The following is a 25,700-nucleotide window of genomic DNA, read 5'->3' on the forward strand; positions in this document are numbered from 1 at the left end:
GGAGTATGGTTACAAGGAATTCGACGCACCACCCGTCCGCTCGTTGAAGGTCCGTTTGATTGAGTCGGCGATTGAGTCCTTGGGCCTGGCTACGAGTAACAGTATTAATCGAGGATTGGCAGCGATGCCGACACAGGAGCGCTCGATACAGATCGATGGGCGCGCCTGCGGCGACGATCAACCTCAGCGCCAGCACCGAGAGGCAATGGCTAGGAATAGTTCGCCCCAAAGTCCTGGGCTCCAAGGTTCTGGGCTCAAAGGTTCTGGACCCCAGGGTTCCGGACCCCAAGGGTCGAATCCGCGTGCTGAGGCTCATATCTCGGAATGGGATGACGAGGCCGGCTGGGATACCGACCAGGACGAGGCGGCGCGCCACCGCGCACGGCGATTATTGTCCCGTTCCAATTCCCGTTTTCACCGCTTCAGCGACAATGTCTCGGCGCTGAACCGATGGGTCACCGGCGAACGTTGGGTCAAGCGCCTGACGGTCGTGATTGCGGTGCTGGCCGTGATCTTTGCCAGCTGTTTCGGCGGGCTTTGGTGGCGGCTCGGCGCCGGGCCGATCAATCTCGACCTGGCGACGCCCTGGCTTGCGGCGGCGATCGAGGAAAATATCGGGCACGGCAATACGGTCGAGGTCGGTGGCACGCAAATCGAGCGCGCCGGCAAAATTCGAATCGCGGTGCGTATCCGCGACATCGTGGTCAGGGATCGCGACCAGGCGATTGTCGCAAGCGCCCCGAAAGCCGAAGTGAGATTATCCGGCACCGCGTTGTTGATGGGGCGGCTTCGCGCCGAGAGCCTCAATTTGGTCGATGCCGAACTCGCGGTACGAATCACACCGGATGGCCAGGTGACGGTATCCGCCGGTGACACGGCCAAACCATTGGCGACCGGCGTAGCCTCCAAGCACGACGCTGGCTTGGCGCCCACATTCCCGCGGCCGGCACCGCCGCCTGGCACGCCGGCGCCCGAGACGGCACAGAACGGATTGCTGGCCGGCCTCGATTGGCTCGACAGCCTGAGCCTGACCGGTCTCGACGGACAAAATCTCAACGAAATCGGCTTGAAGAACGGCAATCTGGTCGTCGACGACCAGCAGCGCGGCAACAAATGGACGTTCGACAATATCAGCATGAGCCTTCGCCGGCCGAGCGCCGGTGGAGTGGCGCTGAGCGTGGGCGAGGAGGGCGCCCGACCATGGTCGCTGCGGGCGGTGATCGGGCCGCCGACCAACGGCGTGCGCTCGGTCGATCTGCGTGCCGACAAGGTGCCGACGGCCAATATTCTGCTGGCGATGCGGGTCAAGGATCTCACCTACAGCGCAAACCTGCCGCTCTCGGGCGAACTGAAAGGCGAACTCGGCCGCGATGGCCTGCCGACCTATTTCCGCGGCAAGCTGACCGCCGGTGCCGGCCACATCATCGACAGCGATACGCCCGATTATCCGATGGCGATCGATGCGGCGGAAATGAACGTCGAATGGGATTCCGCGCGGCGCGTGCTGGTCGCCCCGTTCAAGATCATTTCCGGTGCCAACCGGGTCACGCTGCTCGGCCATCTGGAGCCGCCGAATGGAACCACCACCGAATGGCAGGCCGGGTTGAGTGGCGGCACCATCGTGCTGGCCGGCAATGAGGGCGAACAGCCGCTGATCTTCAATCGCATCGCGATCGGCATGCGCTTCGACACAGACAGGAAGCGCTTTTTGCTGACGCAGGCCGATATCAGCAATGGCGAGATCGGCGTCGCCGGAACCGGCAGCGTCGATTATTCCGGCGAGGCGCGGCTCCAGCTTGGCTTTGCCGGTACGCCGATGTCGGCCGCCGCGCTCAAACGGATGTGGCCGGTCCTGATCGTGCCGGAAGTGCGCGAATGGGTGATCGAGCGGATCGAACGCGGCACGCTCCAGCGCATCGAGGTCGGCGTCAATTCGCCGGTGCGAAATTTGTCGCGCAAGGGCCCGCCGATTCCCGACGACGGCCTGGCGGTCAATATCACGGCGACGGGCGTGACGGTGCGCCCCGTCGATGACATGCCGGTCGTACGCGACGCCGACCTGAAGGCGCGGGTGACGGGCCGCACCGCCACCGTCAACATCGGCCAGGGCATCGCCGATACGCCGGCCGGTCGCAAGGTCACCATTTCGGATTTCAGCTTCGAGGTGCCGGACATGGCGCCGAAGCCATCGCCTGCAAAGGTCAAGTTCCGCATCGACGGCACCATTCCGGCGGCGGCCGAGATTCTGGCATCCGATCGCCTCAGCGACGTATCCGCCACCTTCGTCGATCCGAACGCGAGCAAGGGAAATGTGACGGCCACCGTCATGCTCGGCATGCCGGTCAAGGGCGTGCTGACCAAGGCCGATACCACTTATTCCGTGACCGCCGATCTCGGCGGGGTTTCCATCGACAAGCTGGTGATGAACCAGAAGCTGGAGGCCAACACGCTGAAGGTCGTTGCCAACAATAACGGCTATCAGGTCAGGGGCGACGTCAAGATCAACGGCCAGGCGGCGTCGCTGGATTATCGCAAGCCGAACGAAGGCGACGCCGACATCAAGCTGTCGGCGACACTGGATGACGCCAGCCGCGCGCGTCTTGGGCTCGATCTTGGTCCGGCCGTCAGCGGCGCGATCCCGATCAAGTTGATCGGCAAGATCGGCGAAAACGACACCCGCGTCGGTATCGAGGCCGATCTCACCTCGCTCCGGCTCGACAACATCCTGCCGGGTTGGGTCAAGGTGCCGGGCAGGTCCGGCAAGGCGACCTTCAGCGTCGTCAAAAAGGAGCAGTCGACGCTGTTCCAGGACATCGTCGTCGATGGCGGCGGCGTCTCGATCAAGGGCTCGCTGGAAGTCGACGCGAATGGCGAGCTGATGACCGCGAACTTCCCGACCTACTCGCCGTCGGAAGGCGACAAGACCTCGCTGAAAGCCGAACGCAATGCCGATGGCGTCGTGAAGGTGACGATGCGCGGCGACGTGTTCGACGGCCGTGGCTTCCTCAAATCGGCGATCTCGGGCAAGGAAGCCGACGCCAAGAAGACCAAGAACATCGATCTGGACATCGACGTCAAGCTCGGCGCGGTCGCCGGCCACAATGGCGAGGCGCTGCGCAGCGTCGACGCCAAGATGTCCCGGCGCAATGGCGTCATCAAGACGTTTGCGATGACGGGCAAGGTCGGGCGCGATTCGCCGGTGTCCGCCGATTTGCGCGGTCGCGTGCAGGGGCAGGGGCGTGACCTGATCATTCTGCAGACCAATGACGCCGGGGCGTTCCTCCGCTTCACCGATACCAACTCGAAGGTCTTCGGCGGTCAGCTCTCACTCGCGATGGAACCGCCGACGGTCGAACCATCAGCCAAAGAGGGCCTGATCAATATCCGCGACTTCTCCGTCAAAGGCGTTCCTGAACTGGAGCGCGCGGCGGCGGGCGGACCGGCAGGCGTACAGAACGGCGTGTCGTTCTCGGCGTTGCGCGCGGAATTCACCCGGCAAAGCGGACATCTCACGATCCGGGACGGCGTCGTGAAGGGCCCGACCATCGGCGCCACCATCGAAGGCACGCTCGATTATATCGGCAACTCCGTGCGCATGAGCGGGACCTTCGTTCCGATGTACGGGCTCAACAACATGTTCGGCCAGATTCCAGTGCTTGGGCTGTTCCTCGGCGGCGGCAGCAATGAGGGCCTGATCGGCGTCACCTATGAGGTCGTCGGCACGCCGGCAGCGCCGGTGTTGCGCGTCAATCCGATTTCAGCGATGGCGCCCGGCGTGCTGCGCAAGATTTTCGAGTTCAACACCGGCAAGCAGAACAACCCGATCGAATTCCCGCCGACCAATAATTAGGGCGTGAACTGTTGAGGGATTTTGTCATCAGCGATTGATCTGGCCAATCGGCATCGTCCCGCGCTAGCTTTCAAAAAACCGGGAGGCTGGCGTCATGCAGATCACCAACGTCCGTGCGCATCATATCCGCATCCCCTATGACGCTGGCGTGGCGAGCTTCAAACAGGGCGCCTCGGCGATATCGGCGCTCGAAATCGTTCTTGTCGAGGTCTCGACCGATGCCGGACTGACCGGCTGGGGTGACGCCTTCAGCTATGTGTGCCCGCGATCCTGTGCCACCGCCATCGATGAAATGATTGCGCCGCAGGCCCGGGGTCTCGAGGTCCCCGACGCCGCGGACATTCCCGCCTTCATGGATCGCATCCAGCGCAATCTGCATCTGTTCGGCCGCTACGGCATCACGATGTTCGCGATCTCCGCCCTCGATATCGCGTTGTGGGACCTCGCGGCGCGCATGCAAGGCGTCCCGCTTCACCGCCTGTTGGGTGCGCGCAAGCGGGCGCGGATTCCGGCCTATGCCAGCCTGCTGCGGATCGGAACACCCGATCTCGTCGCCAGCGAATGCGAGGCGGCGCTGCGGCGGGGTTACACCGCCATCAAGCTTCATGAGACGACGGTATCAGCCGTATTCGCCGCACGGCGCGCGATCGGCGACGGCATCCCGCTGATGGTCGATATGAACTGCCCGATGACGTCGGCGGAAGCCATCGCCTTCGCGCATGAATGCAAGGCGGCCGCGCCGATGTTTCTGGAGGAGCCGGTATGGCCGCCGGAAGATTTTGCCGCGCTGGCGGAGACCCGCACGAAGGGCGGGCTCGATATTGCCGCCGGTGAGAATGCCTGCACCGTCAATCAATTTCGCCTGATGATGGATGCGGGCGCGGTCAGCTACGCGCAGCCCTCGGTGACCAAGGTCGGCGGCATCACCGAATATCTGAAGGTGGTTGATCTGGCCGATCAAATGGGCGTCAGGCTGGCGCCGCATTCGCCCTATTTCGGTCCGGGCCTTCTGGCGACGCTGCAGTTGCTGTCGCTGCGTGACGACAAGACCTTCGTCGAGTTCTTTTATATGAAGCGTGCCGCGTGCCTTTGGCGCGGTGCGATCGATGTCGGAGCCGATGGCGCGGTCGCGGTGCCGGAAGGGCCGGGGCTCGGTTACGAGCCGGACCGCGAGGTCATGGAGCGTTATCGGGTCTAGCGGGGGCTTCACCCGGCCGTACGGCCCTTGTTGTGGCCCTGTACCGCCGTCGAAGGCGGTGTCAGGAACGCATCGAAGCGCTCCTTGACGATGGCGTAACATTCGCATGACGCCTTCTCTAAGCCCGCTCGGTCAAGTACCTGGATGGTGCCGCGGCGATAATGGATGAGACCGGCGGTCTGCATCGACTGTGCGGCAAGCGTTACGGATTTTCGGTTCGCGCCGAGCATATGCGAAAGAAACTCGTGTGTGTAAGGCAGCGCTTCACCGCCGGCGCGGTCGTGCATCATCAATAGCCACCTGCACATGCGCTCTTCCGTCGTGTGCATGGAATTGCAGGCAACCGTCTGCTGAACCTGTGAAAGCAGGGTCTCCGAGTAACTCACGAACAGATCGCGCACGTGTTCGCTGCTTTTGAATTCATACCGCAATAGCTCGATCGGGCAACGGACTGTATGACCTGGCAGTTGCACAAGACAGCGGTTGAACGAGACGCGGCTGTACATGGCCGCAAAGAGGCCGAACGCACCTTCGCGACCGATGTTGGCAGTCTCGATGGCGGCGCCATTCTCCAGAACGGTCAATAGCGACAGAACCGAGCCTTGCGGAAAATAGGCGTGCTTGAGCAGACCGCCGGCATCGCAGACCATTTCTTCGAGCTGAAAATCGATGGGCTCGAGGTAGGAATCTATTCTCTTGCGGCTGTCCGGCTCCAGGGCGCCGAGCAGTTGATTGCTTCGCGGGTCATGGTCCATTTGTGCCTGGGACATCGCTTTTGGCAGCGTGTTGATGCGAGTGCTTCGGGCCGATCATCACAAGAGTAGAGTCTATGAGATCGGGCAGGTTAGATTTGCACGAATATGGTGCTCACGTCTGAGCAAAACAGCTCAGTGGACATTGCTGGGTTCCCGATAGGGATGGCCCAAGGGAGGCGCCAGCGTACACAGCGCCTCGACCAGCGCCGCAGTCTGGTAAGGCTTTGGGAGAAAGCAGCTGTCCTGCGGAAGTTCGAAGGGCTGTAGCCGCACTTGTCCCGATACGACGAGAATTTTGATTGGCGGCCAGCGGTTGCGCACCGCGTGGGCCAATTGCAATCCGTTCATGCTGCCGGGCATGTCGATATCTGTGAGCAGCAACGCAATGTCTAAGCGGGATTCCAGCAGGGCCATCGCTGCGTCTGCATCAGCAGCTTCAATGACTGCAAAGCCTGCTTCCTCAACAATCTCTGCGACACACATCCGCAGCAGTGTGTCGTCCTCTACGATCAGAACGATGGTCGGTGATTTGCTGGGCAATTCTGCAGCCATGTTGACGGGAACTTTCCAAAGCGGGCTACTGGCTGCCGTGTCCCAAATTTGCCTGCTCGGTCAATTCGGCTGCCATCCGCAGACACTGCGCCTTCAATTCCGGGGTGAGCGACATGGATGCGAGTTCAATGAGGTCCGATGCCAGGCGCAGGCACTCGAGGTCGCGCTTTCGGTCGCTTTCGGAATCGAGCATGCGCACCTCCTGGAAGGCGTGAGTAATCGCACGCCGCCTTTCGTGCTGTCGGTGGTCCACACCACAGACCATGACCCACGTATTCGTGATGCTGCAGGAGCGGGCGCTCACGCACCGGGGCGCTGAAGTGAGCTGTTTTGCTCAGACTGGCCAACGCCGGGCTGCCATAATGCTCTGAAAGCACTGGCTGAAATCTGAACTGATCCCTGGCGAAGGCCGTGCTCGGGAGGTCCGCGATTGCATATGCCGTCTGACGCAGTTCAGGAACTATTCGAGTTTCCTGCAGAATCGCCTGATCGGGACGAGCTTCCATACCGACTTCGGCAGCAATCCCTGCTCGGCGAGTTCGGCCGCATCGCTATGCAAACCCGCGACTACCGACAAATCCTGCAGCGGGCCACCGAGCTTTGCGCCGACGGGCTTCAGACGCGATTCGCCAAAGTTTTGGAATATGTGCCGGAAGAGGACCACCTGAGGGTGCGCGCCGGCGTCGGCTGGGACCTCGACACCATCGACAGCGTCTCGCTCACCGCCGATCTCGGATCGCCGGCCGGATACGCCTACCAAACCGGGGCCACCGTTATCTCGAATCACCTGGAGGTCGAGACCCGTTTCCGGACACCCCAGCTCCTGAAGGATCACGGCGTCAGGCGCGCGATCAACGTGCTGATCGAAAAGGGCGGGGAGGGCAAAACGTTCTTCGGCGTATTGGAGGTCGATAGCGCCGATCCCGGCCAGTTTGACGAGGCGGATGCCGACTTTCTGGCCGGCTTTGCTGGCCTGCTCGGCGTCGCCATCGAACGTCAGCAGGCGGACGCCAAGCTGCAGGAGGCACTCGAGCACCAGGCGCTGCTGACGCGGGAGATGAGCCACCGCGTCAAGAACAGTCTGACTTCAGTGGTCGGGTTGCTGCGCGTGCAGGCCCGGACGGCTCTATCCCCGGATGTCAGAAATGCGCTTGACGATGCAAGCCTGCGCGTCGACACCATCGCCCAGGTACATGATCATCTATGGCGTAGTTCGCACGTCGGTTTTGTCGAACTCGTAGACTTCATGAACGAGCTTTGCAAAAAGCTGCAGGGTACGACGGATGGCCATACGCTGCACTGCCATGCCGACCCAATGCTGCTTTCGGCTGACCATGCCATTCCATTGGGGCTCCTGATCAACGAACTCGTTACAAACGCGGTGAAATACGCCTACCCCGAAGGCGGTGGCGTTATCGAGGTCAGTGCGCGGGAAATCGACGAACATCTTCATGTCGAGGTTTCCGACCAGGGCGTCGGCCTTCCGCACGGCTTCGACATTGAGCAGCCGCAAACCAGTCTGGGGTTCAAGGTGATCGTCGGCATGGTGCGGCAGCTTCAAGGCCACCTGACGCTCACCTCCGGAAATCCCAAAGGGGCACATTTCCTGCTCGACCTGCCTATCCTGCCCCGAGTCAAAGAATAGATTCTTGCCTCTCGCGCCGTTCGATCCAGGCAGAACACGTGAAGATGTCGCAGGAACCAAAGGGCCGTCGGCCTATTGGGCCCCTGACACATCAACCCCCGGAGAAAAAATGAAAACGCTCACCCTCGCGCTGGCAGCCGGCGCTGCGGCGTTGTTCGCCACTGCTGCCTCGGCGGCTCCACTTTCGATTGGCCCGGTCGCATCGGACAGCCACATTCAGAACGCACGCATGGTTTGCGACGAAGACGGCCGTTGCTGGCGTGAGCGCGGGGAGCGCCGCGTGATCCTGCGCGAGTCTCGCGACTCGTATGGCTATGCGCCGCGCGAGCGCTACATCGAGCGGCGCGGCTATGAAGAGCGCGGACCGGGTATTGGAATTCATGCGCCCGGCGTGAGCATTGGTGTCGGCGGCGGTCGATACTGAGCCACGCGCTACGAATGACCAAAGAACCGCCCGGCCGACTTTGTTCGGTCGGGCATGATCAATCTGATACAGACAAATGCGGACCAGCCTGCAATGCTGGCTCTGCGGCCAGCTGCTGAGGTGACGATATGCATATGTCGGGCGAGAGTTTGCTGGTCATCTTGTTTGTCGGTCTCGTGGCCGGCTGGCTCGCGGGCCAAATCGTGCAGGGGACCGGTTTTGGGATCGTCGGCGATCTCCTTATCGGGATTGTGGGCGCCTTTATCGGAAGTTGGCTTTTGCCGCAGCTCGGCATTCATCTCGGAACCGGAATCATCAGCGCAATCATCAATGCGACCATCGGCGCGATATTGCTGCTTGTCGTCGTGCGGCTGGTTCGTGGCGGCGGCCAATGGCGAAGGAGCTGGTGGCGCCCGTGATGACGATTGCGCCGTCCCTGGATTGTATCGTCAGCGCCGCAGCGCCGGCACCACCAGGAACGGGATCAATCCCAACACCACGTTGACCAGCGCGAATACGAACAGCGCGTTATAGCTGTGGGTCCAGTCATGGATCAGGCCGCCGGCCCACGAGCCCAGCCCTGATCCGAGGCCGCTGCCGATCGAAATCGTGCCGAAGATGGTGCCAACCCGTTTGCCGCGGAAAATGTTCAGCGCAGTCGCGGTGATCAGCGGCCCACGCGAACCGATCATGCTGCCGAAAGAGATGATGAAGCCGGTCAGCAGCCAGTAGTTCGGATAATATTGCAGCAGCCAGAGCAGGATGATTCCGACGATCGAAACACCGTAGCTGAACAGCACCGACGGCCTGCGGCCGATGATGCCGTCGAGCGTCGAAATCCCGAGCATGCCGAACAGCAGTACCACGCCGGAAAAGCCCCAGGCGGTGGCCGCCTCCAGGGGCGGGAAGCCTGCGTCGATCAGATACGCCACGATCTGCGCGGTGATGGCGTACATCGCCACCGCGGTGAAAAAGAATGTCGAGAACAGCGCCCAGAAGACGTGGTGGAGCATCGCGCTCTTCAGCGTCCAGCCGTCATCGACGAAGCCGTCGTCGGTCTTCTTGACCACATGCGGCGAGCCGGTCGCGAACAGCCGCCACGGCATCAGCAGTAGCGGCAGCAACAGACAAAGCGCCAGGATGCCGAACCATTGATAGGCGTCACGCCAGCCGATGCGGTCGATCAGCACCTGCGAGGCCGGCAGCAGCACCAGGATGCCCGCACCGGTCGCCGAATAGAGGATCGCCATCGCGGTCGGCAATCGCGGCCCGAACCAGCGGCCGAGCAGGATCGAATTCGGCACGACGCCGATCAGCGCGATGCCGATGCCGACGCACAATCCCGTGGAGAGCTGGAACTGCCACAGCGCCTGCGCGCGGGACGCGACCAGGAACGAGCCGCCGAGCAGCAGCAATCCGAGCGAATAGACGAGGCGCGGCCCGGAGCGGTCGAACAGCCGGCCGACGAACGGCGCCATCAGCCCGCCTGCGAGCCAGGTCAGCGAATAGACCGAAACCACTTCGGCGCGGTCCCAGGCGAAACTCTCCGCGATCGGTTTCAGGAAAACCGTAAAGCTCTCGCCGAGGCCGCGGCCGACCACCGACAACGCAAAGCACAGCGCCAGCACGTTGAGGGCCGTGCGCGCCGGTTTCAGCGGCTTCGCTAACGCGTCTCCCCCTGGTGCCTTTTGATCCATGGAAAGCATGGGAGCGCGCTTCGGCAATCCCACACAAGCGTCAAAACCGAATACGCCTATGCAGGCTTGAGCAGGACGTGCTTCTTCTTGCCCATCGACAGCTTGATGACGCCTTCCTGCGTGAGATTATCAGCGTTCAGGACCATCTTCTCGTCGGTCACGGCAGCATCATTGACACGAAGGCCGCCGCCCTTGATCTGGCGGCGTGCCTCGCCGTTCGATGCGACGAGGCCGGCTTTGACGAATGCCGCGAGGACGCCGATGCCGGCATCAAGTTCGCCGCGCGGAATTTCCACCGTCGGCAGGCTTTCCGCGATTGCGCCTTCCTCAAAGGTTTGCCGCGCGGTTTCGGAGGCGGTGTTGGCGGCTTCGCGGCCGTGCAGCAGCGCGGTGGCTTCCGTCGCCAGCACCTTCTTGGCCTCGTTGATCTCGCCGCCTTGCAGCGCCGCAAGCTTGTTGATCTCGCCCATCGGCAGGATCGTGAACAGCTTCAGGAATTTCACGACGTCGGCGTCCTCGACGTTGCGCCAGTATTGCCAGAAATCGTAAGGCGAGAACGCGTCGGCATTGAGCCAGACCGCGCCTTGCGCGGTCTTGCCCATCTTGGCGCCCGAGGCGGTGGTGAGCAGCGGCGTGGTCAGCGCGAACAACTGTTCCGTGCCCATGCGGCGGCCGAGATCGACGCCGTTGACGATGTTACCCCATTGGTCGGAGCCGCCCATCTGCAAGCGGCAGCCGGTGCGCCGGGCCAGCTCGACGAAGTCATAGGCCTGGCAGACCATGTAATTGAACTCGATGAAGCTCATCTCCTGCTCGCGTTCGAGCCGCAGGCGCACCGAGTCCATTGTCAGCATGCGGTTGACCGAGAAATGCCGGCCGATGTCGCGCAGCATTTCGATCCAGTTCAGCTTGGTCAGCCATTCGGCGTTGTCGAGCATGATGGCGTCGCTGGCGCCGTTGCCGTAGCGCAGCACTTTGGCGAACACGCCGCGGATCGAAGCCTTGTTGGCCTCGATTTCCTCGATCGAGCGGATCGCGCGGGATTCGTCCTTGCCCGAGGGATCGCCGACCATGGTGGTGCCGCCGCCCATCAGGGTGATCGGCTTGTTGCCGCTTTGCTGCAGCCAGTGCAGCATCATCATGGTCAGGTAATTGCCGATATGCAGCGACGGCGCGGTACAATCGTAGCCGACATAGGCGGTCGCCTGGCCCTTCGCGGCGAGCGCGTCGAGGCCTTCGAAATCGGAACATTGGTGGATAAAGCCGCGTTCCTGTAAAATGTTCAGGAAATCTGATTTAAATGCGGTCATTGGTCTGCGACTCTGATCATTCTATTTTCACGGTAATTGTAACGAGTTGCGGAACCATAGCGGAATGGCCTGCCGCAAGCGCGTGCGGTGTGGCATTATAAGATGTCCGTGTTTGGCACAAGCTGGTCGTCGTCGGCGGGACGATTCGAGCAGGGCGTGGCGAAGGCACGATTACTATGATGTTGACGGCAATAGGTTTGATGAGCGGCACCTCGCTCGACGGGGTCGATGTCGCCATGATCGAAACCGATGGCCGGAAAGTCCGGGCTTTCGGGCCATCCGGATACCGACCCTACAGCGAAACGGAGCGCCGCCTGCTGCGCCAGGCGCTGTACGAGGCCGTCAACCTGCCGCAGCGCGATGCGCGGCCGGGTGTCCTGCGGGACGCCGAACAGGCCGTCACTTTGGCCCATGCCGAGGCGGTCGCCGCCTTTACCGCGCAACACGGCATCTCCGCCCAGGACATCGACATCGTCGGCTTTCACGGCCAGACCGTGCTGCATCGGCCCGAGCGCCGATTGACGGTACAGATCGGCGATGCCGCCGCTTTGGCCAAGGCAATCCACATCCCCGTGATGCATGATTTTCGCGCCGCCGACGTCGCCGCCGGCGGGCAGGGCGCGCCGTTCGTGCCGGTCTATCACCGCGCGCTGGCCCAATCGCTGGAGCGCGAGGGGCCGATCGTCGTGGTTAACATCGGCGGGGTCTCCAACATCACCTATATCGACGGCACCGACACGCTGATCGCCTGCGACACCGGTCCCGGCAACGCGCTGCTCGACGATCACATGTATCGCGTCCTGAACCAGCGGTTCGACACCGCAGGCCAGACCGCCGCGCAAGGCAAGGTCGATGACGCCTGGATCGCCCGCGCGCTGGCGCAGCCGTTCTTTGCCAAGCCGCCGCCCAAATCGCTCGACCGCAATGATTTTGCCGCGCTGAAGATCGACGGGATGTCGCCTGCGGACGGCGCCGCGACCCTGACCGCGTTCACGGCCGCGTCGATCGCCCGGATCGTGCCGTTGCTGCCGAAGGTGCCGAAGAGCTGGATCGTGGCCGGCGGCGGCGCCCGCAACCTGACCATGCTGCGGATGCTGCGCGACCGGCTTCAGCCCGCCACCGTCGAGGCCGCCGATGGGCTCGGCTGGGCCTCGGATGCGATCGAGGCGCAGGCGTTTGGCTTCTTGGCGGCGCGAGGGCTCAAGGGCCTGCCGTTGAGCTATCCGGCCACCACGGGGGTGCCGATCCCGATGACCGGGGGGCTCATGGCCCGGCCGTAACGGCCGGGATCAAGATCTGTTGATGCAATTGCATCGACCTTGACGACTACATGCATGTGCATCTAGTTTGATGCAGATGCATGAAGCGAGCCGCTCGGCTTCGCCCCCGGAGGTCGTCATGACGGCAAAACTGACTTTGATCAGCCACAAGCTTTGTCCCTATGTGCAGCGCGCCGTGATCGCGCTGAACGAGAAGGGCGTGCCTTTCGAGCGCGTCGATATCGACCTCGCCAACAAGCCGGACTGGTTCCTGAAGCTTTCGCCGCTCGGCAAGGTGCCGGTGCTGTTGGTGCGCAGCGATGACGGCGAGGTGGCGTTGTTCGAAAGCAACGTGATTTGCGAGTACATCGAGGAAACGCAAGCGGGTGCAAAACTGCATCCGCAGGATGCGTTGCCGCGGGCGCAGCACCGGGCCTGGATGGAATTCGGCTCGACTATTTTAAGCGAACTGTGGGGCCTCGAAACCACCGGCGATGCCGCGGTATTTGAAGCCAAACGGTTGGCGGTGGCCGCGAAGTTTGCACGCGTCGAGGAGACGCTAGGTTCGGGTCCATTCTTTGCCGGCGAAAAATTCAGTCTCGTGGATGCCGTGTTCGCGCCGATTTTCCGGTACTTCGATGTGTTCGACGAGTTGATCGACCTCTCGATCTTCGCACAGACGCCGAAGGTGCGCGCATGGCGGATGGCGCTGGCGACGCGGGAAAGTGTCCGCAACGCCGTCGGCGCCGACTATCCGCAATTGCTGCACGCCTTCCTGGTTCGTCATAACGCGCACATGCTGAAACTGGCGGTCTAGCCATGTCGCCGCAGGTCGCCTGGGTCGCGCTGGTTACCGCCGGGGTGCTCGATGTCGGCTGGGCGATCTCGATGAAATACGCCGAAGGCTACACGAAGCTCGGCTGGAGCATCGCCTCGCTGGCGCTGCTGGCAGCGTTCGTGTTTTTGCTCGGGCGTGCGCTGCAGGTGCTGGAAATCGGCGTCGCCTACACGGTGTGGACCGGCATCGGCGCGGTCGGCACCTTGACGATGGGCGTGCTGCTGTTCGGCGAGGCGCTCAACCCGGTGAAGATCGCCGGCATCGTGCTGGTCATGTCCGGCATCGTCGCGTTGAAGCTGGCATGAATGCATAGGGTGGGTGGAGCGCAGCGATACCCACCTCATCCGTCGAATGAAATTGATGGGTATCGCTTCGCTCCACCCATCCTACAATTCTACAAATCTGCTGCCATCTTCGCGAGCGCCGCAATCGTATTCATGTTGCGCGCCGTTCCAGCCTTGGCGGCAGGGATTACCAGTTTCGATTGTCCGATGCCGTCGCCGTAATGGACGAAGATCTCGCGCGCGCCCAGTCCGATTTCTTCGTCCTTGCAATGTCTGACAGCGGCAAGCGTATCCGCCGGCGGCTTGGCGTCGAGAAAGATCGCGACGGTCAGGTTGCCCGGTGCCTTTGGAAACGGATTGGCCTTCAGCACGGCCTGCATCTCGGCCGCCGTACGCACCATGACGCCGATCGCCTTGCCGGCATAGGCTTCCAGCCTCGCTTCGAGCGCCTTCTTGACGGCGGATTCGGATTTGCGGCTGGTGAAGACGACATTGCCGCTGGCGATGTAGGTGCGGACGGCCTCGAATCCGAGCGCCTCGCACATTGCCTTGAGCTCGCTCATCGGCAGCTTGCCGGTGCCGCCGACATTGACGGCACGGAGCAGGGCGATGAAGGCGGTCATCGCAAACCGCCCAAGCCAGAGCCCCCGAGAACGGGGGCTCTGGATTTTTGAACTGACGCGTTTTCTTCACGCGAACCGGCGTCCACTTCGCTTGAAAACTCTCTACCGGACGTTGGCGAGCCGCATGTCGAGATAGCCGGTCACCGTCTCCATCAGCGGCTGCAATTTGCCGTCGAAGAAATGGTTGGCGCCGGGAATGATCTGCTGGTCGATCACGATGCCCTTTTGGGTCTTGAGCTTCTCGACCAGGGTGTTGACGTCCTTCGGCGGCACCACCGCATCCTTCTCGCCATGCACGATCAGGCCCGACGACGGGCAGGGTGCGAGGAACGAGAAGTCATAGAGATTGGCGGGCGGCGCGATCGAAATAAAACCTTCGACCTCGGGCCGGCGCATCAAAAGCTGCATGCCGATCCAGGCGCCGAACGAAAAGCCGGCGACCCAGCAGGCGCGCGCTTCGGGATTGATGGTCTGGGCCCAGTCGAGCGCGGATGCCGCATCCGACAATTCGCCGGTGCCGTGATCGAACGATCCCTGGCTGCGGCCGACACCGCGGAAATTGAAGCGCAGCACCGAAAAGCCGCGATGCGCGAACGCGTAGTAGCACTGGTAGACGATCTGGTGATTCATCGTGCCGTGAAACTGCGGATGTGGATGCAGGATCATCGCGATCGGCGCATTCTTCTGCTTCGCCGGATGGTAGCGGCCTTCGAGACGGCCCGCGGGACCGGTGAAAATAACTTCAGGCATCAGTGATTCCTTGATTGATCCCTTGAGAACGACCCTTGGCAATCAACCTGGTGGTGCGGACTTCATCCGCGCGACCCGCAGACAAAGTGGCTCATGAATGGCTGATCAGCGTCGTTGGGCGATCGCGCGAACGGCGCCGGTGAACTTTGTGGCCGCGTTCTAGCATGAGGCGAGGGGCAAAAAGCAAGGATTTTATGCGTCCGAGGCCGGGCCAAGGCGAATCCGGCGCGCGGGATAAGTATTTGATGGATTTTGAAGATTTCTTTTCGTCGAGGGCCGCCTTAGTGCCGGCCTGGCAAGGTTGCCGCTCAACTTGAAGCGGTAATGCGTTCAAGCGAGGCGATGGCGTTGCGGTAGCGCCGGCTGCCCACAGCGGTCTGGCCGGTGTCGAAGGTAAGCTCGAAATCTCCCGATGGCTTCAACGCCACGGCGGTCACCCGGCCGAGATTGGCGAGCCGGGTGCGGTGGACGCGCGCCAGTTTGAATCGCGCAAGCTCAGCCTCGGCCGCTGCCAGCGTTCCGCGGACCAGATGGCTGCGACCATCGGCGAGGCTGTATTCGACATAGTTCCCGGCCGAACTGATCCAGATAATCTCTTTGGGTTCGATGCGGATGCGGGTGGTGCCGTCGCGCAGCCAGACCATATGCGGCAGCGCTTCCGCTGCCGTGGCGGGGGCCGCCGTCGCAACCGCCCCGACCTCGCGGCGGCTGTCGATCAGCCACATGCCGCCACCGATCAACAGGCACGTGACCGCGTCCTTGCGGGCCTCATAGAGCAAGGTCGCAAGCGAGAGGTGGAAATCATAGCTGCCGCCGAGCATCCACAGCACCAGTTTACGCAAGGCCACCATCCCGGTGATGTGCACGGCGGAGAAGACGATGATCGCCGCGATCACCAGCGCAATACGAACCAGCCGGCGCGGTTCCCGGCGGATTCGCCTGACCGCGGCGAACAGGGCCGGCGCCAGCAGGATGATGACGGCAATGCTGGTCATCTCCCAGAGCAGCGGCGTCTTGAGGCTATACGAGCCGCCGCGCCGGGCGATGTCGTCCGCGGTCGACAGCGCGTTGACGCTGCCGATCGCAAGCGCGACCGCCGCGACTGCGGCGTAGACCAGCCAGTCGGCGCCGGTTATCCCGCGAAACAGGCCGCTGGTCCCATGTGGGGTCGTTTCGTCCCAAGCAGGCTGGTTTTGATCCCAAACCGGCTCGACGCCACGGCCATCAGGCGCATTTTTGACGTCGGTCATCCAACTTCGTCGCGCATTGAGGGATCAAGCCATGTGGCAGCAAACCATATCACAACCACCGGATTCCGCTTCCGGCTCCGAGCGGCGCATCGATCTCGACTGGGTGCGGATCGCAGCCTTCGGCCTCCTGATCTTCTACCATGTCGGCATGCTCTACGTTTCCTGGGGCTTCCACATCAAGAGCGCGCATCGGATCGCCGCGCTGGAACCGGTGATGCTGGTGCTCAATCCGTGGCGGCTGGCGCTGTTGTTCCTGGTTTCGGGCGTGGCTACCCGCTTCATGCTGGGCAAATACAAATTGGGGCCGCTGCTGCGGTCACGGTCGGCGCGGCTGTTGATACCCCTGGTTTTCGGCATGCTGGTGATCGTGCCGCCGCAGGCCTATGACCAGATCGTCGAGGCGCTTGGCTATCCGGCCGGCTTCGTCCATTTCTACCAGCGGCATTACCTCGCTTTCGGGCCGCAATTCTGCCCAACCCCCTGCATCCTGCTGCCGACCTGGAACCATCTCTGGTTCGTGGCCTATCTGTGGGTTTACACGATGGCGCTGGGCGGCGTGCTGGCGCTGGCTCCCGGACTTCTCGGCTGGATCGAACGGCGGCTGGCATCGGCGCTATCGGGCGTGCTGCTGCTGGTCGTGCCGCCGCTGCTGCTTGCGGCCTATCGTCTGGTGCTGCTGCCACACTTTCCATCGACACACGCGCTGTTCGGCGACTGGTACAATCACGCGCTGTTCGCGACCGTCTTCCTGTTCGGCTTTGTGCTGGCCCGCGCTACGGCCATATGGGAGGCGATGGAGCGTCTGCGCTGGCTGGCGCTGTCGCTGGCGGCCGTATTCTTTCTGTGCTTTCTCGCCGTGTGGGCGACCAGGTACGGCGGCATGCCGCTGAAAATCTTGGCCGGCTTGGCCTACGGATCCTATCAATGGCTTTGCATGGTCGCGCTGCTCGGCTTCGCGCGGCGATGGCTGACCGCGGATTCGTCGGTGCGGCGCTATCTCACCGATGCGATCTTCCCGTATTACATCGTGCACCAGACCGCGATCATCATGATTGCGCATGCACTGCGCGGACAGGGCCTGCCAGCCTGGCTTGAGGCGGGGATCGTCATTTCGGGCACGATCGCGGCCTGCGTGGCGACCTATGAGATCGTTCGGCGCGTCACTATCTTGAGACCCTTGTTCGGATTGCGGATGGCATCCGAACCGGTCATGCCGGTGCAGGCGAGGAGCCAGCCCGCGCAATGATTGGCCGCCTCGCGAAAGGTGTTAAGACGGCGCATGCCCGATCGGATCTATCTCGACTGGAACGCGACCACGCCGCTTCGTCCCGAAGCGAAGGCGGCGATGGCGGCGGCCTGGGAGCTCGCCGGCAACCCGTCCTCGGTCCACACCGAGGGCCGCCAGGCGCGCCGGCTGGTCGAGGACGCCCGCGCCGCGGTCGCCGCGGCGGTCGGCGCCCGGCCGCAGGACGTGGTCTTTTCATCAGGCGGAACCGAGGCCAACGCGCTGGCGCTGACGCCGGGCTTGCGGCGGGGCGCCGAGCAGCCGGTTCAGCAGCTGCTGGCGTCGGCCATCGAACACGCCTCGGTGCTGTCGGGCGGACGGTTTCCACCCGACGCGATCAACACCATCAAGGTCACGGCCTCGGGGCGTGTTGACCTCGACCATCTGCGCGAGCTGTTGAACGGCCCTCCCGCGCTGGTGTCGGTGATGCTGGCCAATAACGAGACCGGTGCCATACAGCCCGTGGCGGAGGTAGCCCGGATCGTCCGTGAGGCCGGCGGGCTGCTGCATGTCGATGCGATCCAGGCGTTTGGAAAAATCCCTTTTAATATCAACTCGATCGAAGCCGATCTGATCACGCTTTCTGCGCACAAGATCGGCGGCCCCAAGGGTGTCGGTGCGGTGGTTTTGGCCGGGGACGTGCAGGGGCTGGAGCCGCTGCTGCGCGGCGGCGGGCAAGAGCTGGGACGCCGGGCGGGTACCGAGAACGTCGCGGGGATTTCAGCGTTTGGCGCGGCTGCCAAGGCCGCCATGGCAGCTCTGGAAGTGGACGCCGGCCGTCTGGCGGGCCTCAAGAGCAGCCTTGAGGACGGTCTGAAGCAGACGCCTGGGATGATCGTCTTCTCGGAAAACGTCCCGCGGTTACCCAATACCACACTGTTCGCTGTTCCCGGCCTAAAAGCCGAAACGGCCGTAATTGGCTTCGATCTCGCCGGTATTGCGGTATCGTCGGGCTCCGCCTGCTCATCGGGCAAGGTCCAGCCCTCGCACGTCCTGGGCGCCATGGGGCAGGGCCGGGAACTGGCTCAGGGAGCTGTGCGGCTCAGTCTGGGGTGGTCTACATCACAGACAGAGATTGAATTAGCCCTCAAGGCTTGGCGAAAGCTCTCCAATACCTTACTTAAGAGCGACGAAACACAGGTTGAACGGTTCTAAGCAATCGGTTCTGAACCAATCAGGATCGATCAGGCCGGAACCGCCGGATTGATCCACCGCGGTCCTTGAAACCGCGAGCGGAGGATGAAATGGCTGCCGTACAGGAGACGGTCGATCGCGTCAGGCAGATCGACGTCGACCAATATCGATATGGATTTGAGACGCTGATCGAGTCCGACAAGGCTCCTAAGGGGCTGTCGGAAGACACCGTCCGCTTCATCTCTGCGAAAAAGAATGAGCCGGCCTGGATGCTGGAGTGGCGGCTGGAGGCCTATCGCCGCTGGCTGACCATGACAGAGCCGCAATGGGCGCGCGTCAACTATCCCAAGATCGACTATCAGGATCTCTATTACTATTCGGCGCCGAAGCCGAAGAAGACGATCGGTTCGCTCGACGAGATCGATCCGGACATCCTGAAGACCTACGAGAAGCTCGGCATTCCCTTGCGCGAAGTCGAGGTGCTGGAAGGCGTCGTGCGGCCCGAGGGCCAGCGCAAGATCGCGGTCGACGCTGTCTTCGATTCGGTTTCGGTCGCGACCACGTTCCAGAAGGAGCTCAAGCAGGCCGGCGTGATCTTCATGCCGATCTCGGAAGCGATCCGCGAACACCCTGAACTCGTGAAGAAGTATCTCGGCACGGTCGTGCCGACCTCGGACAATTATTTCGCGACGCTGAATTCGGCTGTCTTTTCCGACGGCTCGTTCGTCTATGTGCCGCCGGGCGTGCGCTGCCCGATGGAGCTGTCGACCTATTTCCGCATCAACGAGCGCAACACCGGCCAGTTCGAGCGCACGCTGATCATCGCCGACAAGGGCTCTTACGTCAGCTACCTCGAAGGCTGCACCGCGCCGCAGCGCGACGAGAACCAGTTGCACGCCGCCGTCGTCGAACTTGTCACGCACGACGATGCCGAGATCAAATATTCGACCGTGCAGAACTGGTACCCCGGCAACTCCGAGGGCAAGGGCGGCATCTACAATTTCGTCACCAAGCGTGGCGACTGCCGCGGGAACAATTCCAAGATATCGTGGACCCAGGTCGAGACGGGTTCGGCGATCACGTGGAAATATCCGAGCTGCATCCTGCGCGGCGACAATTCACGCGGCGAGTTTTACTCGATCGCGATCTCGAACGGTCACCAGCAGGTCGACTCCGGCACCAAGATGATCCATCTCGGCAAGAACACGACGAGCCGGATCATCTCCAAGGGTATCGCCGCCGGCGTCTCGCAAAACACCTATCGCGGCCTCGTCACCGCTCACAAGAAAGCAACAGGCGCGCGCAACTTCACCGCCTGCGATTCGCTTTTGATCGGCGACAAATGCGGCGCGCACACCGTGCCGTATGTCGAAGCGAAAAACTCCTCGGCGCTGTTCGAGCACGAAGCGACCACGTCGAAGATTTCGGAAGACGTGCTGTTCTACTGCGTGCAGCGCGGGCTCAGCCAGGAAGAAGCTGTCGGCCTCGTGGTCAACGGTTTTGTGAAGGATGTGCTGCAGCAACTGCCGATGGAATTCGCGGTGGAAGCACAGAAGCTGATTTCGATCTCGCTGGAGGGCAGCGTCGGGTAACCCGGATGGTTCGAAACATCTTCTACTTCGTGCGGTTTGCGCCGCTCGCGCTGTTTTTGATGATCGCAATCGTCGGGTTGTTTGCCGTGTTGATTGGCAGTTTGGCAGGATCGGTTGAGGTTACCGAATTCGGCAAACTGGCTGCAGGTGGTGGAGCTCTAGGGTTTTTTGCCTGGCTTTTTTTGCCAGTTCTAGTTCGGGCGGTTTAGGCCAGAAGGAAAGAATATGACTGCGTTACTTGAAGTGAAAGACCTGAAAGTCCGTGTCGAGGAGCGTGAGATCCTCCATGGGCTGTCGCTTACGGTAAATCCGGGCGAGGTGCACGCGATCATGGGGCCGAACGGCTCCGGCAAATCGACGCTGTCGCACGTCATCGCCGGCAAGCCGGGCTACGAAGTCACCGGCGGCGAAATCCTGTTTAGGGGCGAAGACCTCCTGGAGATGTCGCCGGATGAGCGCGCCGCCAAGGGCGTGTTCCTGGCGTTCCAGTATCCGGTCGAAATTCCCGGCGTCGCCACCATGAACTTCCTGCACGTGGCGCTCAATGCGCAGCGCAAGGCACGCGGCGAGAGCCAGCTCACGACACCGGAATTTTTGAAGAAGGCCTATGCCGCGGCGGCCAGCCTGAACATTCCGCGCGACATGCTCAAGCGCGGCGTCAATGTCGGCTTCTCCGGCGGCGAGAAGAAGCGCAACGAGATCCTGCAGATGGCGCTGTTCGAGCCGGCCGTCTGCATCCTCGACGAAATGGATTCCGGCCTCGACATCGACGCGCTGCGCGTCGCAGCCGACGGCGTCAACGCGCTGCGTTCGCAGGGCAGGGCCATGGTCGTCATCACCCACTACCAGCGGCTGCTCAACTACATCGTGCCTGATTTCGTGCACGTGATGTCCAAGGGCCGCGTCGTCAAAAGCGGCGGCAAGGAACTGGCGCTGGAGCTCGAGGCTTCCGGCTATGCCCAGTTCGAAGACGCAGCCTGAGGCGGGATACGGATTTTGTGATGAATGTGGCTTTGGTAAAAAACGAGACCGGGAGCGCGCTGAGCGACAGCTTTGCGATCGCGCGCGACCGGCTTCCCGGCGCCGGCAAGGTTGCTGCGGCGCGTGAGGCGGCTTTCGCTGCCTATGCGCAAGCGGGCCTGCCGCATCGCCGGATCGAGGACTGGAAATACACCGATTTGCGCGCGCTGATGCGCGAGGTGCTGCCGCTGGCGCCCGCGCCGGATGCGGCGGAATTTTCGCGAGCTGCCAGCGCCGCCAAGCTGCATGCCATCGAAGGCGTCCGCCGGCTGGTGCTGGTCGATGGCGTATTTGCGCCAAAGCTTTCCGAACTCGGCGGTCTGGAGAAGGGCCTCGGCATCCGCACCCTGCGCGAGGCGCTGGAAACCGGCGACGCCGCGCTGCAGGCGCTGTTGTTCACGCCTGACAATGCCAATCCCATGGTGGCGCTGAACAGCGCGATGATGACCGATGGCGTGGTGATCGATGTCGCCGACGGCGTCGTGCTGACGCAGCCGCTGCACATCGTCCATATCGCGAGCGGCACTGTGCCGGCGGCGATGTTCACGCGCTCGCTGCTGCGGCTCGGCAAGGATGCCGGTGCGACCCTGGTCGAAAGCTATATCGCGGCCGAGGGCGCCAAGGCCTATCAGGTCCACGATTCCCTGATCATCTCGATCGGCAATAATTCACGCCTCGACCATGTCCGTCTCAACGAGGACGGTCGCGACGCCTTCAATATTTCCTCTGGTGTGGTGAGCCTGGGCGCGCATGCGCATTTCAACACCTTTGGCATGATGTCGGGCGCCGGCGTCAGCCGCTATCAGGCGACCATCGCGTTTGCCGGCGAGGGCTCCAGGGTCGAGACCAACGGCGTCAATCTGCTCAACGGCAAGCAGCACGCCGACACCACGCTGTTCATGGACCATGCGGTGCCGAATGGCGTCAGCCGCGAAATCTTCCGCGCCGTCGTCGACGACCGCGCCCATTCGGTGTTCCAGGGCCGCATCATCGTGCGTCCGCATGCCCAGAAGACCGACGCCAAGATGATGACGCGGGCGCTGCTGCTGTCTGACGACGCCGAGGCCGACAACAAGCCGGAGCTCGAGATTTTTGCCGACGACGTCACCTGCGGCCATGGCGCCACCACCGGCGCGCTCGACGAGAGCCTGCTGTTCTATCTGCGCGCCCGCGGCCTGTCCGAGAAGGAAGCCCAGGCGCTGCTGATTCAGGCTTTCGTCGGCGAGGCGATTGAATCGATTGTGAATGACGGCCTGCGCGAGCTTGCGATCGCAGCGGCGCAGCGCTGGCTGGAGGCGAGGGGTTGACCATGCATCCGGCGGTAACGAATGGCGCCTATGACGTGGCGCGGGTGCGGGAGGATTTTCCGGCACTGGCGATGAAGGTCTATGGCAAGCCGCTGGTCTATCTCGACAACGCCGCCTCCGCCCAGAAGCCGACCGCCGTGCTCGACCGCATGACGGAAGCCTACAAGAGCGAATACGCCAACGTGCATCGCGGGCTGCATTATCTCGCCAACGCCGCCACCGAAGCCTATGAAGGCGGCCGCGCCAAGGTGGCAAAATTCCTCAACGCCGGACGCACCGAAGAGATCATCTTCACCCGCAACGCCACCGAGGCGATCAACCTCGTGGCGTCGTCCTGGGGAGAGCCGAACATCAAGTCCGGCGACGAGATCATCATCTCGATCATGGAGCACCATTCCAACATCGTGCCCTGGCATTTCCTTCGGGAACGTCACGGCGCGGTCATCAAGTGGGCGCCGGTCGACGACGAAGGCAATTTCCTGATCGAGGAATTCGAAAAGCTGCTATCGGACCGTACCAAACTGGTCGCGGTCACGCAGATGTCGAACGCGCTCGGCACCATCGTGCCGGTCAAGGACGTCGTGAAGCTGGCGCATGCCCGCGGCATCCCGGTGCTGATCGACGGCAGCCAGGCCGCGGTCCACATGACGATCGACGTCCAGGACATCGACGCCGACTTCTACGTCTTCACCGGTCACAAGCTGTACGGCCCGACCGGCATCGGCGTGCTCTACGCCAAGCATGAGCATCTGGTCGCGATGCGCCCCTTCAACGGCGGCGGCGAGATGATCCGCGAAGTCGCCCGGGACTGGGTCACCTATGGCGATCCCCCGCATAAATTCGAGGCCGGCACGCCCGCGATCGTGGAATCGATCGGGCTCGGGGCTGCGATCGACTACGTCAATTCGATCGGCAAGGAGCGCATCCTCGCCCACGAGCACGACCTCGTGACCTACGCCCAGGATCGCCTGCGCGAGATCAATTCGCTGCGGCTGATCGGCACCGCGCGCGGCAAGGGACCGGTGATTTCGTTCGAGATGAAGGGCGCGCATGCCCACGATATCGCCACCGTGATTGACCGCCAGGGCATTGCGGTGCGCGCCGGCACCCATTGCGTGATGCCGCTTTTAGAGCGGTTCAATGTCACAGCCACCTGCCGGGCGTCATTTGGGATGTATAATACCCGTGAAGAAGTCGACCATCTGGTGCAGGCGCTGATCAAGGCGCAGGATTTGTTTTCATGACCGACACAGCCGAAGTCAAAACCGCCAACGAAGTCAAAGCCAATATGGAAACCCAGTCGGCGCTGCCGCCGGAGGAGACCGAGCGTCTCGGCGGCGAGATCGTGGCGGCGCTGAAAACGGTGTTCGACCCGGAAATTCCGGCCGACATCTACGAACTCGGCCTGATCTACAAGGTCGATTTCAAGGACGACCGCAGCGTCGATGTGATGATGACGCTGACCACGCCGAACTGCCCGGCGGCGGGCGAACTGCCGACCATGGTGGAGAACGCCGTCGCCAGCGTTCCCGGCGTCGGCGTCGTCAATGTCAATCTGGTGTGGGAGCCGGCCTGGACGCCGGATCGCATGTCCGACGAGGCCCGCCTCGTGTTGAATATGTGGTGATGCTCAAACTTAACGGCTCAACGGGAAAATAACCGGCATTGATTTGCCGCTGGGATTGACCACATGAATGACATGACGCCATCAGCCCCCACGCCCGCATCCAAGCCGAAGCCGCGGCCGCGCCCGCAGGTCATGAAACTGACCGAGGCGGCCGCGCAGCGTATTACGGAACTGACCAAGCGCGCCGATTCCGAAATCGTCGGCCTTCGCGTCGGCATCAAGAACGGCGGCTGCGCCGGGCAGTCCTACACCGTCGAATACGCCCACGAAGTCCGTCCCACCGACGAGGTGGTCGAAGACCGCGGCGTCAAGATCCTGGTCGATCCCAAGGCCGTGCTGTTCCTGCTCGGCACCGAGATGGACTACAAAGCCGACAGGATGCAGGCCCAGTTCATCTTCAACAACCCCAACCAGGTCTCCGCCTGCGGTTGCGGCGAGTCGGTGCAGCTGACGGCTGCGAAGGTGTAATTGTCGTCCCGGCCTTGAGCCGGGACCCATAACCACCGGCGGCAGTTGGTTTGCGCGCTGGTCGTTATCTTCCTTTTCCAACAACGCGGGCCGCGGCGTATGGGTCCCGGCGTTCGCCCTAGGGCATGCACACATCTCTGAGGCTCCATCCTGTTACAGCGGCGTGGAAGTATTCAAGGCCGTGCTTCATGGTGATCGGACCTGGCGGCTTGGACGAGGGGTAACCGTCCCAGCCGCCGAGCCGGCCGACGATCCAGGCGGCCCACGCGAGGCTGTCGGGCGGATGCGGATTTCTGAGCCGTTTGCTTTGGGCTTCGAGATTACGATTGAAGGCGGCGAGGGTAGCGACTTCCTCGGCATCGAAGGCAATCCGGAGGGGCTGATGATCACGGCCATCGCGTGCCTGCACGAGTTGGAGGGTAATGACCGCTGCCTTGGCTGCGATCGCGACCAGCTTGAGGAGCCGCTCGGCAGTCCCAACCTGACTGTCTTCTAGCTTGAAGCCTTGCGTCTTGAGGATGCGGAAGAACTGCTCGATCAGCCACCGCCGCTTGTACCATTCGACGATGCGCCAGGCCTCTTCTGCCGTCGTCACGGGATGCGTCGTGAGCAGCCGCCAGTGCAGCGGCTCGATGCCGGCCTGAGGCTCGACCTCACGCACATCGACCAGGGTCAGCGAGAGGCTCTTCGGCAAATGGCGCAGGAACCTGGTTTGCGGTCTGGCCAGCTTCATGGCGCCGAAGCGCAGATCGAGGAGCGCGGCTCGCTCAGCCCGCTGTGCCCGCGCAGGCAGCACGATGGCCCGCTGTTCGATGACGGTCATGGCCTCGCT

The 25,700-nt window shown here is 62.5% G+C and carries 26 protein-coding genes; 17 read left to right on the plus strand and 9 right to left on the minus strand.

Annotation, left to right across the window (positions count from 1 at the left end):
* Positions 1–124: 124 nt before the first annotated feature.
* Both JQ629_RS19780 and JQ629_RS19785 read left to right on the plus strand, forming a co-directional pair.
* Positions 125–3,850 carry a YhdP family protein gene (locus JQ629_RS19780; RefSeq protein WP_212414084.1) on the plus strand — a complete coding sequence of 1,242 codons (3,726 nt, stop codon included), beginning with the start codon at positions 125–127 and terminating at the stop codon, positions 3,848–3,850.
* Between the two features lie 94 nt (positions 3,851–3,944).
* A complete protein-coding gene (locus JQ629_RS19785; RefSeq protein ID WP_212414085.1) occupies positions 3,945–5,048 on the plus strand; it encodes a mandelate racemase/muconate lactonizing enzyme family protein in 1,104 nt (367 codons plus the stop codon).
* A gap of 8 nt (positions 5,049–5,056) precedes the next feature.
* Here JQ629_RS19785 and JQ629_RS19790 read toward each other — a convergent pair whose 3' ends face one another.
* The 3 genes from JQ629_RS19790 to JQ629_RS19800 all read right to left on the minus strand — a co-directional run bounded on the left by JQ629_RS19790 (position 5,057) and on the right by JQ629_RS19800 (position 6,548).
* Positions 5,057–5,818, minus strand: a complete 762-nt coding sequence (locus JQ629_RS19790; protein WP_212389716.1) for a Crp/Fnr family transcriptional regulator — start codon at positions 5,816–5,818, stop codon at positions 5,057–5,059.
* Positions 5,819–5,935: 117 nt separating this feature from the next.
* On the minus strand, positions 5,936–6,355 hold the full coding sequence (locus tag JQ629_RS19795) for a response regulator (RefSeq protein WP_212414086.1): 420 nt from the start codon (positions 6,353–6,355) through the stop codon (positions 5,936–5,938).
* Between the two features lie 25 nt (positions 6,356–6,380).
* Positions 6,381–6,548, minus strand: a complete 168-nt coding sequence (locus JQ629_RS19800) for a hypothetical protein (RefSeq protein ID WP_212414087.1) — start codon at positions 6,546–6,548, stop codon at positions 6,381–6,383.
* A 243-nt stretch (positions 6,549–6,791) separates the two neighbouring features.
* On the opposite strand from JQ629_RS19800, the gene JQ629_RS19805 reads away from it, so the two are divergent.
* The 3 genes from JQ629_RS19805 (at position 6,792) to JQ629_RS19815 (ending at position 8,843) form a co-directional block, all read left to right on the plus strand.
* On the plus strand, positions 6,792–8,000 hold the full coding sequence (locus JQ629_RS19805) for a sensor histidine kinase (protein ID WP_212414107.1): 1,209 nt from the start codon (positions 6,792–6,794) through the stop codon (positions 7,998–8,000).
* 109 nt (positions 8,001–8,109) lie between these two features.
* The gene (locus JQ629_RS19810) at positions 8,110–8,424 is read left to right on the plus strand and encodes a hypothetical protein (protein WP_212414088.1); all 315 of its coding nucleotides are present in this window, start codon (positions 8,110–8,112) and stop codon (positions 8,422–8,424) included.
* Between the two features lie 128 nt (positions 8,425–8,552).
* A complete protein-coding gene (locus tag JQ629_RS19815) occupies positions 8,553–8,843 on the plus strand; it encodes a GlsB/YeaQ/YmgE family stress response membrane protein (RefSeq protein ID WP_212414089.1) in 291 nt (96 codons plus the stop codon).
* Between the two features lie 30 nt (positions 8,844–8,873).
* Here the strand turns inward: JQ629_RS19815 and JQ629_RS19820 are convergent, their stop codons facing one another.
* Both JQ629_RS19820 and tyrS read right to left on the minus strand, forming a co-directional pair.
* Entirely contained in the window at positions 8,874–10,121 is a 1,248-nt protein-coding gene (locus tag JQ629_RS19820) for an MFS transporter (RefSeq protein ID WP_249135160.1), read from the minus strand.
* 56 nt (positions 10,122–10,177) lie between these two features.
* Complete coding sequence (gene tyrS, locus JQ629_RS19825; RefSeq protein WP_212414091.1) at positions 10,178–11,431, minus strand: tyrosine--tRNA ligase; 1,254 nt, start codon at positions 11,429–11,431, stop codon at positions 10,178–10,180.
* 176 nt (positions 11,432–11,607) lie between these two features.
* Between tyrS and JQ629_RS19830 the strand changes: the two genes are divergently transcribed.
* From JQ629_RS19830 to JQ629_RS19840, 3 genes are all read left to right on the plus strand, one after another.
* Entirely contained in the window at positions 11,608–12,711 is a 1,104-nt protein-coding gene (locus tag JQ629_RS19830) for an anhydro-N-acetylmuramic acid kinase (protein ID WP_212414092.1), read from the plus strand.
* Positions 12,712–12,829: 118 nt separating this feature from the next.
* The gene (locus JQ629_RS19835; protein ID WP_212414093.1) at positions 12,830–13,507 is read left to right on the plus strand and encodes a glutathione S-transferase family protein; all 678 of its coding nucleotides are present in this window, start codon (positions 12,830–12,832) and stop codon (positions 13,505–13,507) included.
* A 2-nt stretch (positions 13,508–13,509) separates the two neighbouring features.
* Positions 13,510–13,833, plus strand: coding sequence for a DMT family transporter (locus JQ629_RS19840; protein ID WP_212414094.1), 324 nt, complete (start codon positions 13,510–13,512; stop codon positions 13,831–13,833).
* Between the two features lie 89 nt (positions 13,834–13,922).
* Here JQ629_RS19840 and JQ629_RS19845 read toward each other — a convergent pair whose 3' ends face one another.
* The 3 genes from JQ629_RS19845 to JQ629_RS19855 all read right to left on the minus strand — a co-directional run bounded on the left by JQ629_RS19845 (position 13,923) and on the right by JQ629_RS19855 (position 16,435).
* Positions 13,923–14,435 carry a DUF1697 domain-containing protein gene (locus JQ629_RS19845; protein WP_212414095.1) on the minus strand — a complete coding sequence of 171 codons (513 nt, stop codon included), beginning with the start codon at positions 14,433–14,435 and terminating at the stop codon, positions 13,923–13,925.
* 102 nt (positions 14,436–14,537) lie between these two features.
* Complete coding sequence (locus tag JQ629_RS19850; RefSeq protein ID WP_074829094.1) at positions 14,538–15,185, minus strand: alpha/beta hydrolase; 648 nt, start codon at positions 15,183–15,185, stop codon at positions 14,538–14,540.
* A 308-nt stretch (positions 15,186–15,493) separates the two neighbouring features.
* On the minus strand, positions 15,494–16,435 hold the full coding sequence (locus JQ629_RS19855) for a LytTR family DNA-binding domain-containing protein (protein WP_212414096.1): 942 nt from the start codon (positions 16,433–16,435) through the stop codon (positions 15,494–15,496).
* 31 nt (positions 16,436–16,466) lie between these two features.
* Between JQ629_RS19855 and JQ629_RS19860 the strand changes: the two genes are divergently transcribed.
* The 9 genes from JQ629_RS19860 (at position 16,467) to JQ629_RS19900 (ending at position 24,868) form a co-directional block, all read left to right on the plus strand.
* Positions 16,467–17,681: an acyltransferase family protein gene (locus JQ629_RS19860; protein WP_212414097.1), complete on the plus strand. Its 1,215-nt coding sequence runs from the start codon at positions 16,467–16,469 to the stop codon at positions 17,679–17,681.
* Positions 17,682–17,714: 33 nt separating this feature from the next.
* Positions 17,715–18,875, plus strand: a complete 1,161-nt coding sequence (locus tag JQ629_RS19865) for a cysteine desulfurase family protein (RefSeq protein ID WP_212414098.1) — start codon at positions 17,715–17,717, stop codon at positions 18,873–18,875.
* An 89-nt stretch (positions 18,876–18,964) separates the two neighbouring features.
* Positions 18,965–20,446: a Fe-S cluster assembly protein SufB gene (gene sufB, locus JQ629_RS19870; protein WP_212414099.1), complete on the plus strand. Its 1,482-nt coding sequence runs from the start codon at positions 18,965–18,967 to the stop codon at positions 20,444–20,446.
* Between the two features lie 5 nt (positions 20,447–20,451).
* Entirely contained in the window at positions 20,452–20,655 is a 204-nt protein-coding gene (locus JQ629_RS19875) for a GlyGly-CTERM sorting domain-containing protein (RefSeq protein WP_212414100.1), read from the plus strand.
* A 16-nt stretch (positions 20,656–20,671) separates the two neighbouring features.
* Positions 20,672–21,427 (plus strand): Fe-S cluster assembly ATPase SufC, encoded by a 756-nt coding sequence (gene sufC / locus JQ629_RS19880; protein WP_212261867.1) that lies wholly within the window; start codon positions 20,672–20,674, stop codon positions 21,425–21,427.
* A gap of 20 nt (positions 21,428–21,447) precedes the next feature.
* The gene (sufD, locus tag JQ629_RS19885; RefSeq protein WP_212414101.1) at positions 21,448–22,773 is read left to right on the plus strand and encodes a Fe-S cluster assembly protein SufD; all 1,326 of its coding nucleotides are present in this window, start codon (positions 21,448–21,450) and stop codon (positions 22,771–22,773) included.
* Complete coding sequence (locus JQ629_RS19890; RefSeq protein ID WP_212414102.1) at positions 22,770–24,017, plus strand: cysteine desulfurase; 1,248 nt, start codon at positions 22,770–22,772, stop codon at positions 24,015–24,017. The genes sufD and JQ629_RS19890 overlap by 4 nt, the downstream gene beginning before the upstream one ends.
* The gene (locus tag JQ629_RS19895; RefSeq protein ID WP_192739476.1) at positions 24,014–24,400 is read left to right on the plus strand and encodes an SUF system Fe-S cluster assembly protein; all 387 of its coding nucleotides are present in this window, start codon (positions 24,014–24,016) and stop codon (positions 24,398–24,400) included. Before JQ629_RS19890 ends, JQ629_RS19895 begins: the two co-directional genes overlap by 4 nt.
* Before the next feature lie 63 nt (positions 24,401–24,463).
* Positions 24,464–24,868 (plus strand): HesB/IscA family protein, encoded by a 405-nt coding sequence (locus JQ629_RS19900; RefSeq protein WP_249135157.1) that lies wholly within the window; start codon positions 24,464–24,466, stop codon positions 24,866–24,868.
* Positions 24,869–24,986: 118 nt separating this feature from the next.
* Here JQ629_RS19900 and JQ629_RS19905 read toward each other — a convergent pair.
* Positions 24,987–25,700, minus strand: a 714-nt coding sequence (locus tag JQ629_RS19905) for an IS4 family transposase (RefSeq protein WP_212414103.1), incomplete at its 5' end; no start/stop codon positions are given.

The organism is Bradyrhizobium sp. AUGA SZCCT0222 (assembly GCF_018130205.1).
Classification (GTDB): Bacteria; Pseudomonadota; Alphaproteobacteria; order Rhizobiales; family Xanthobacteraceae; genus Bradyrhizobium.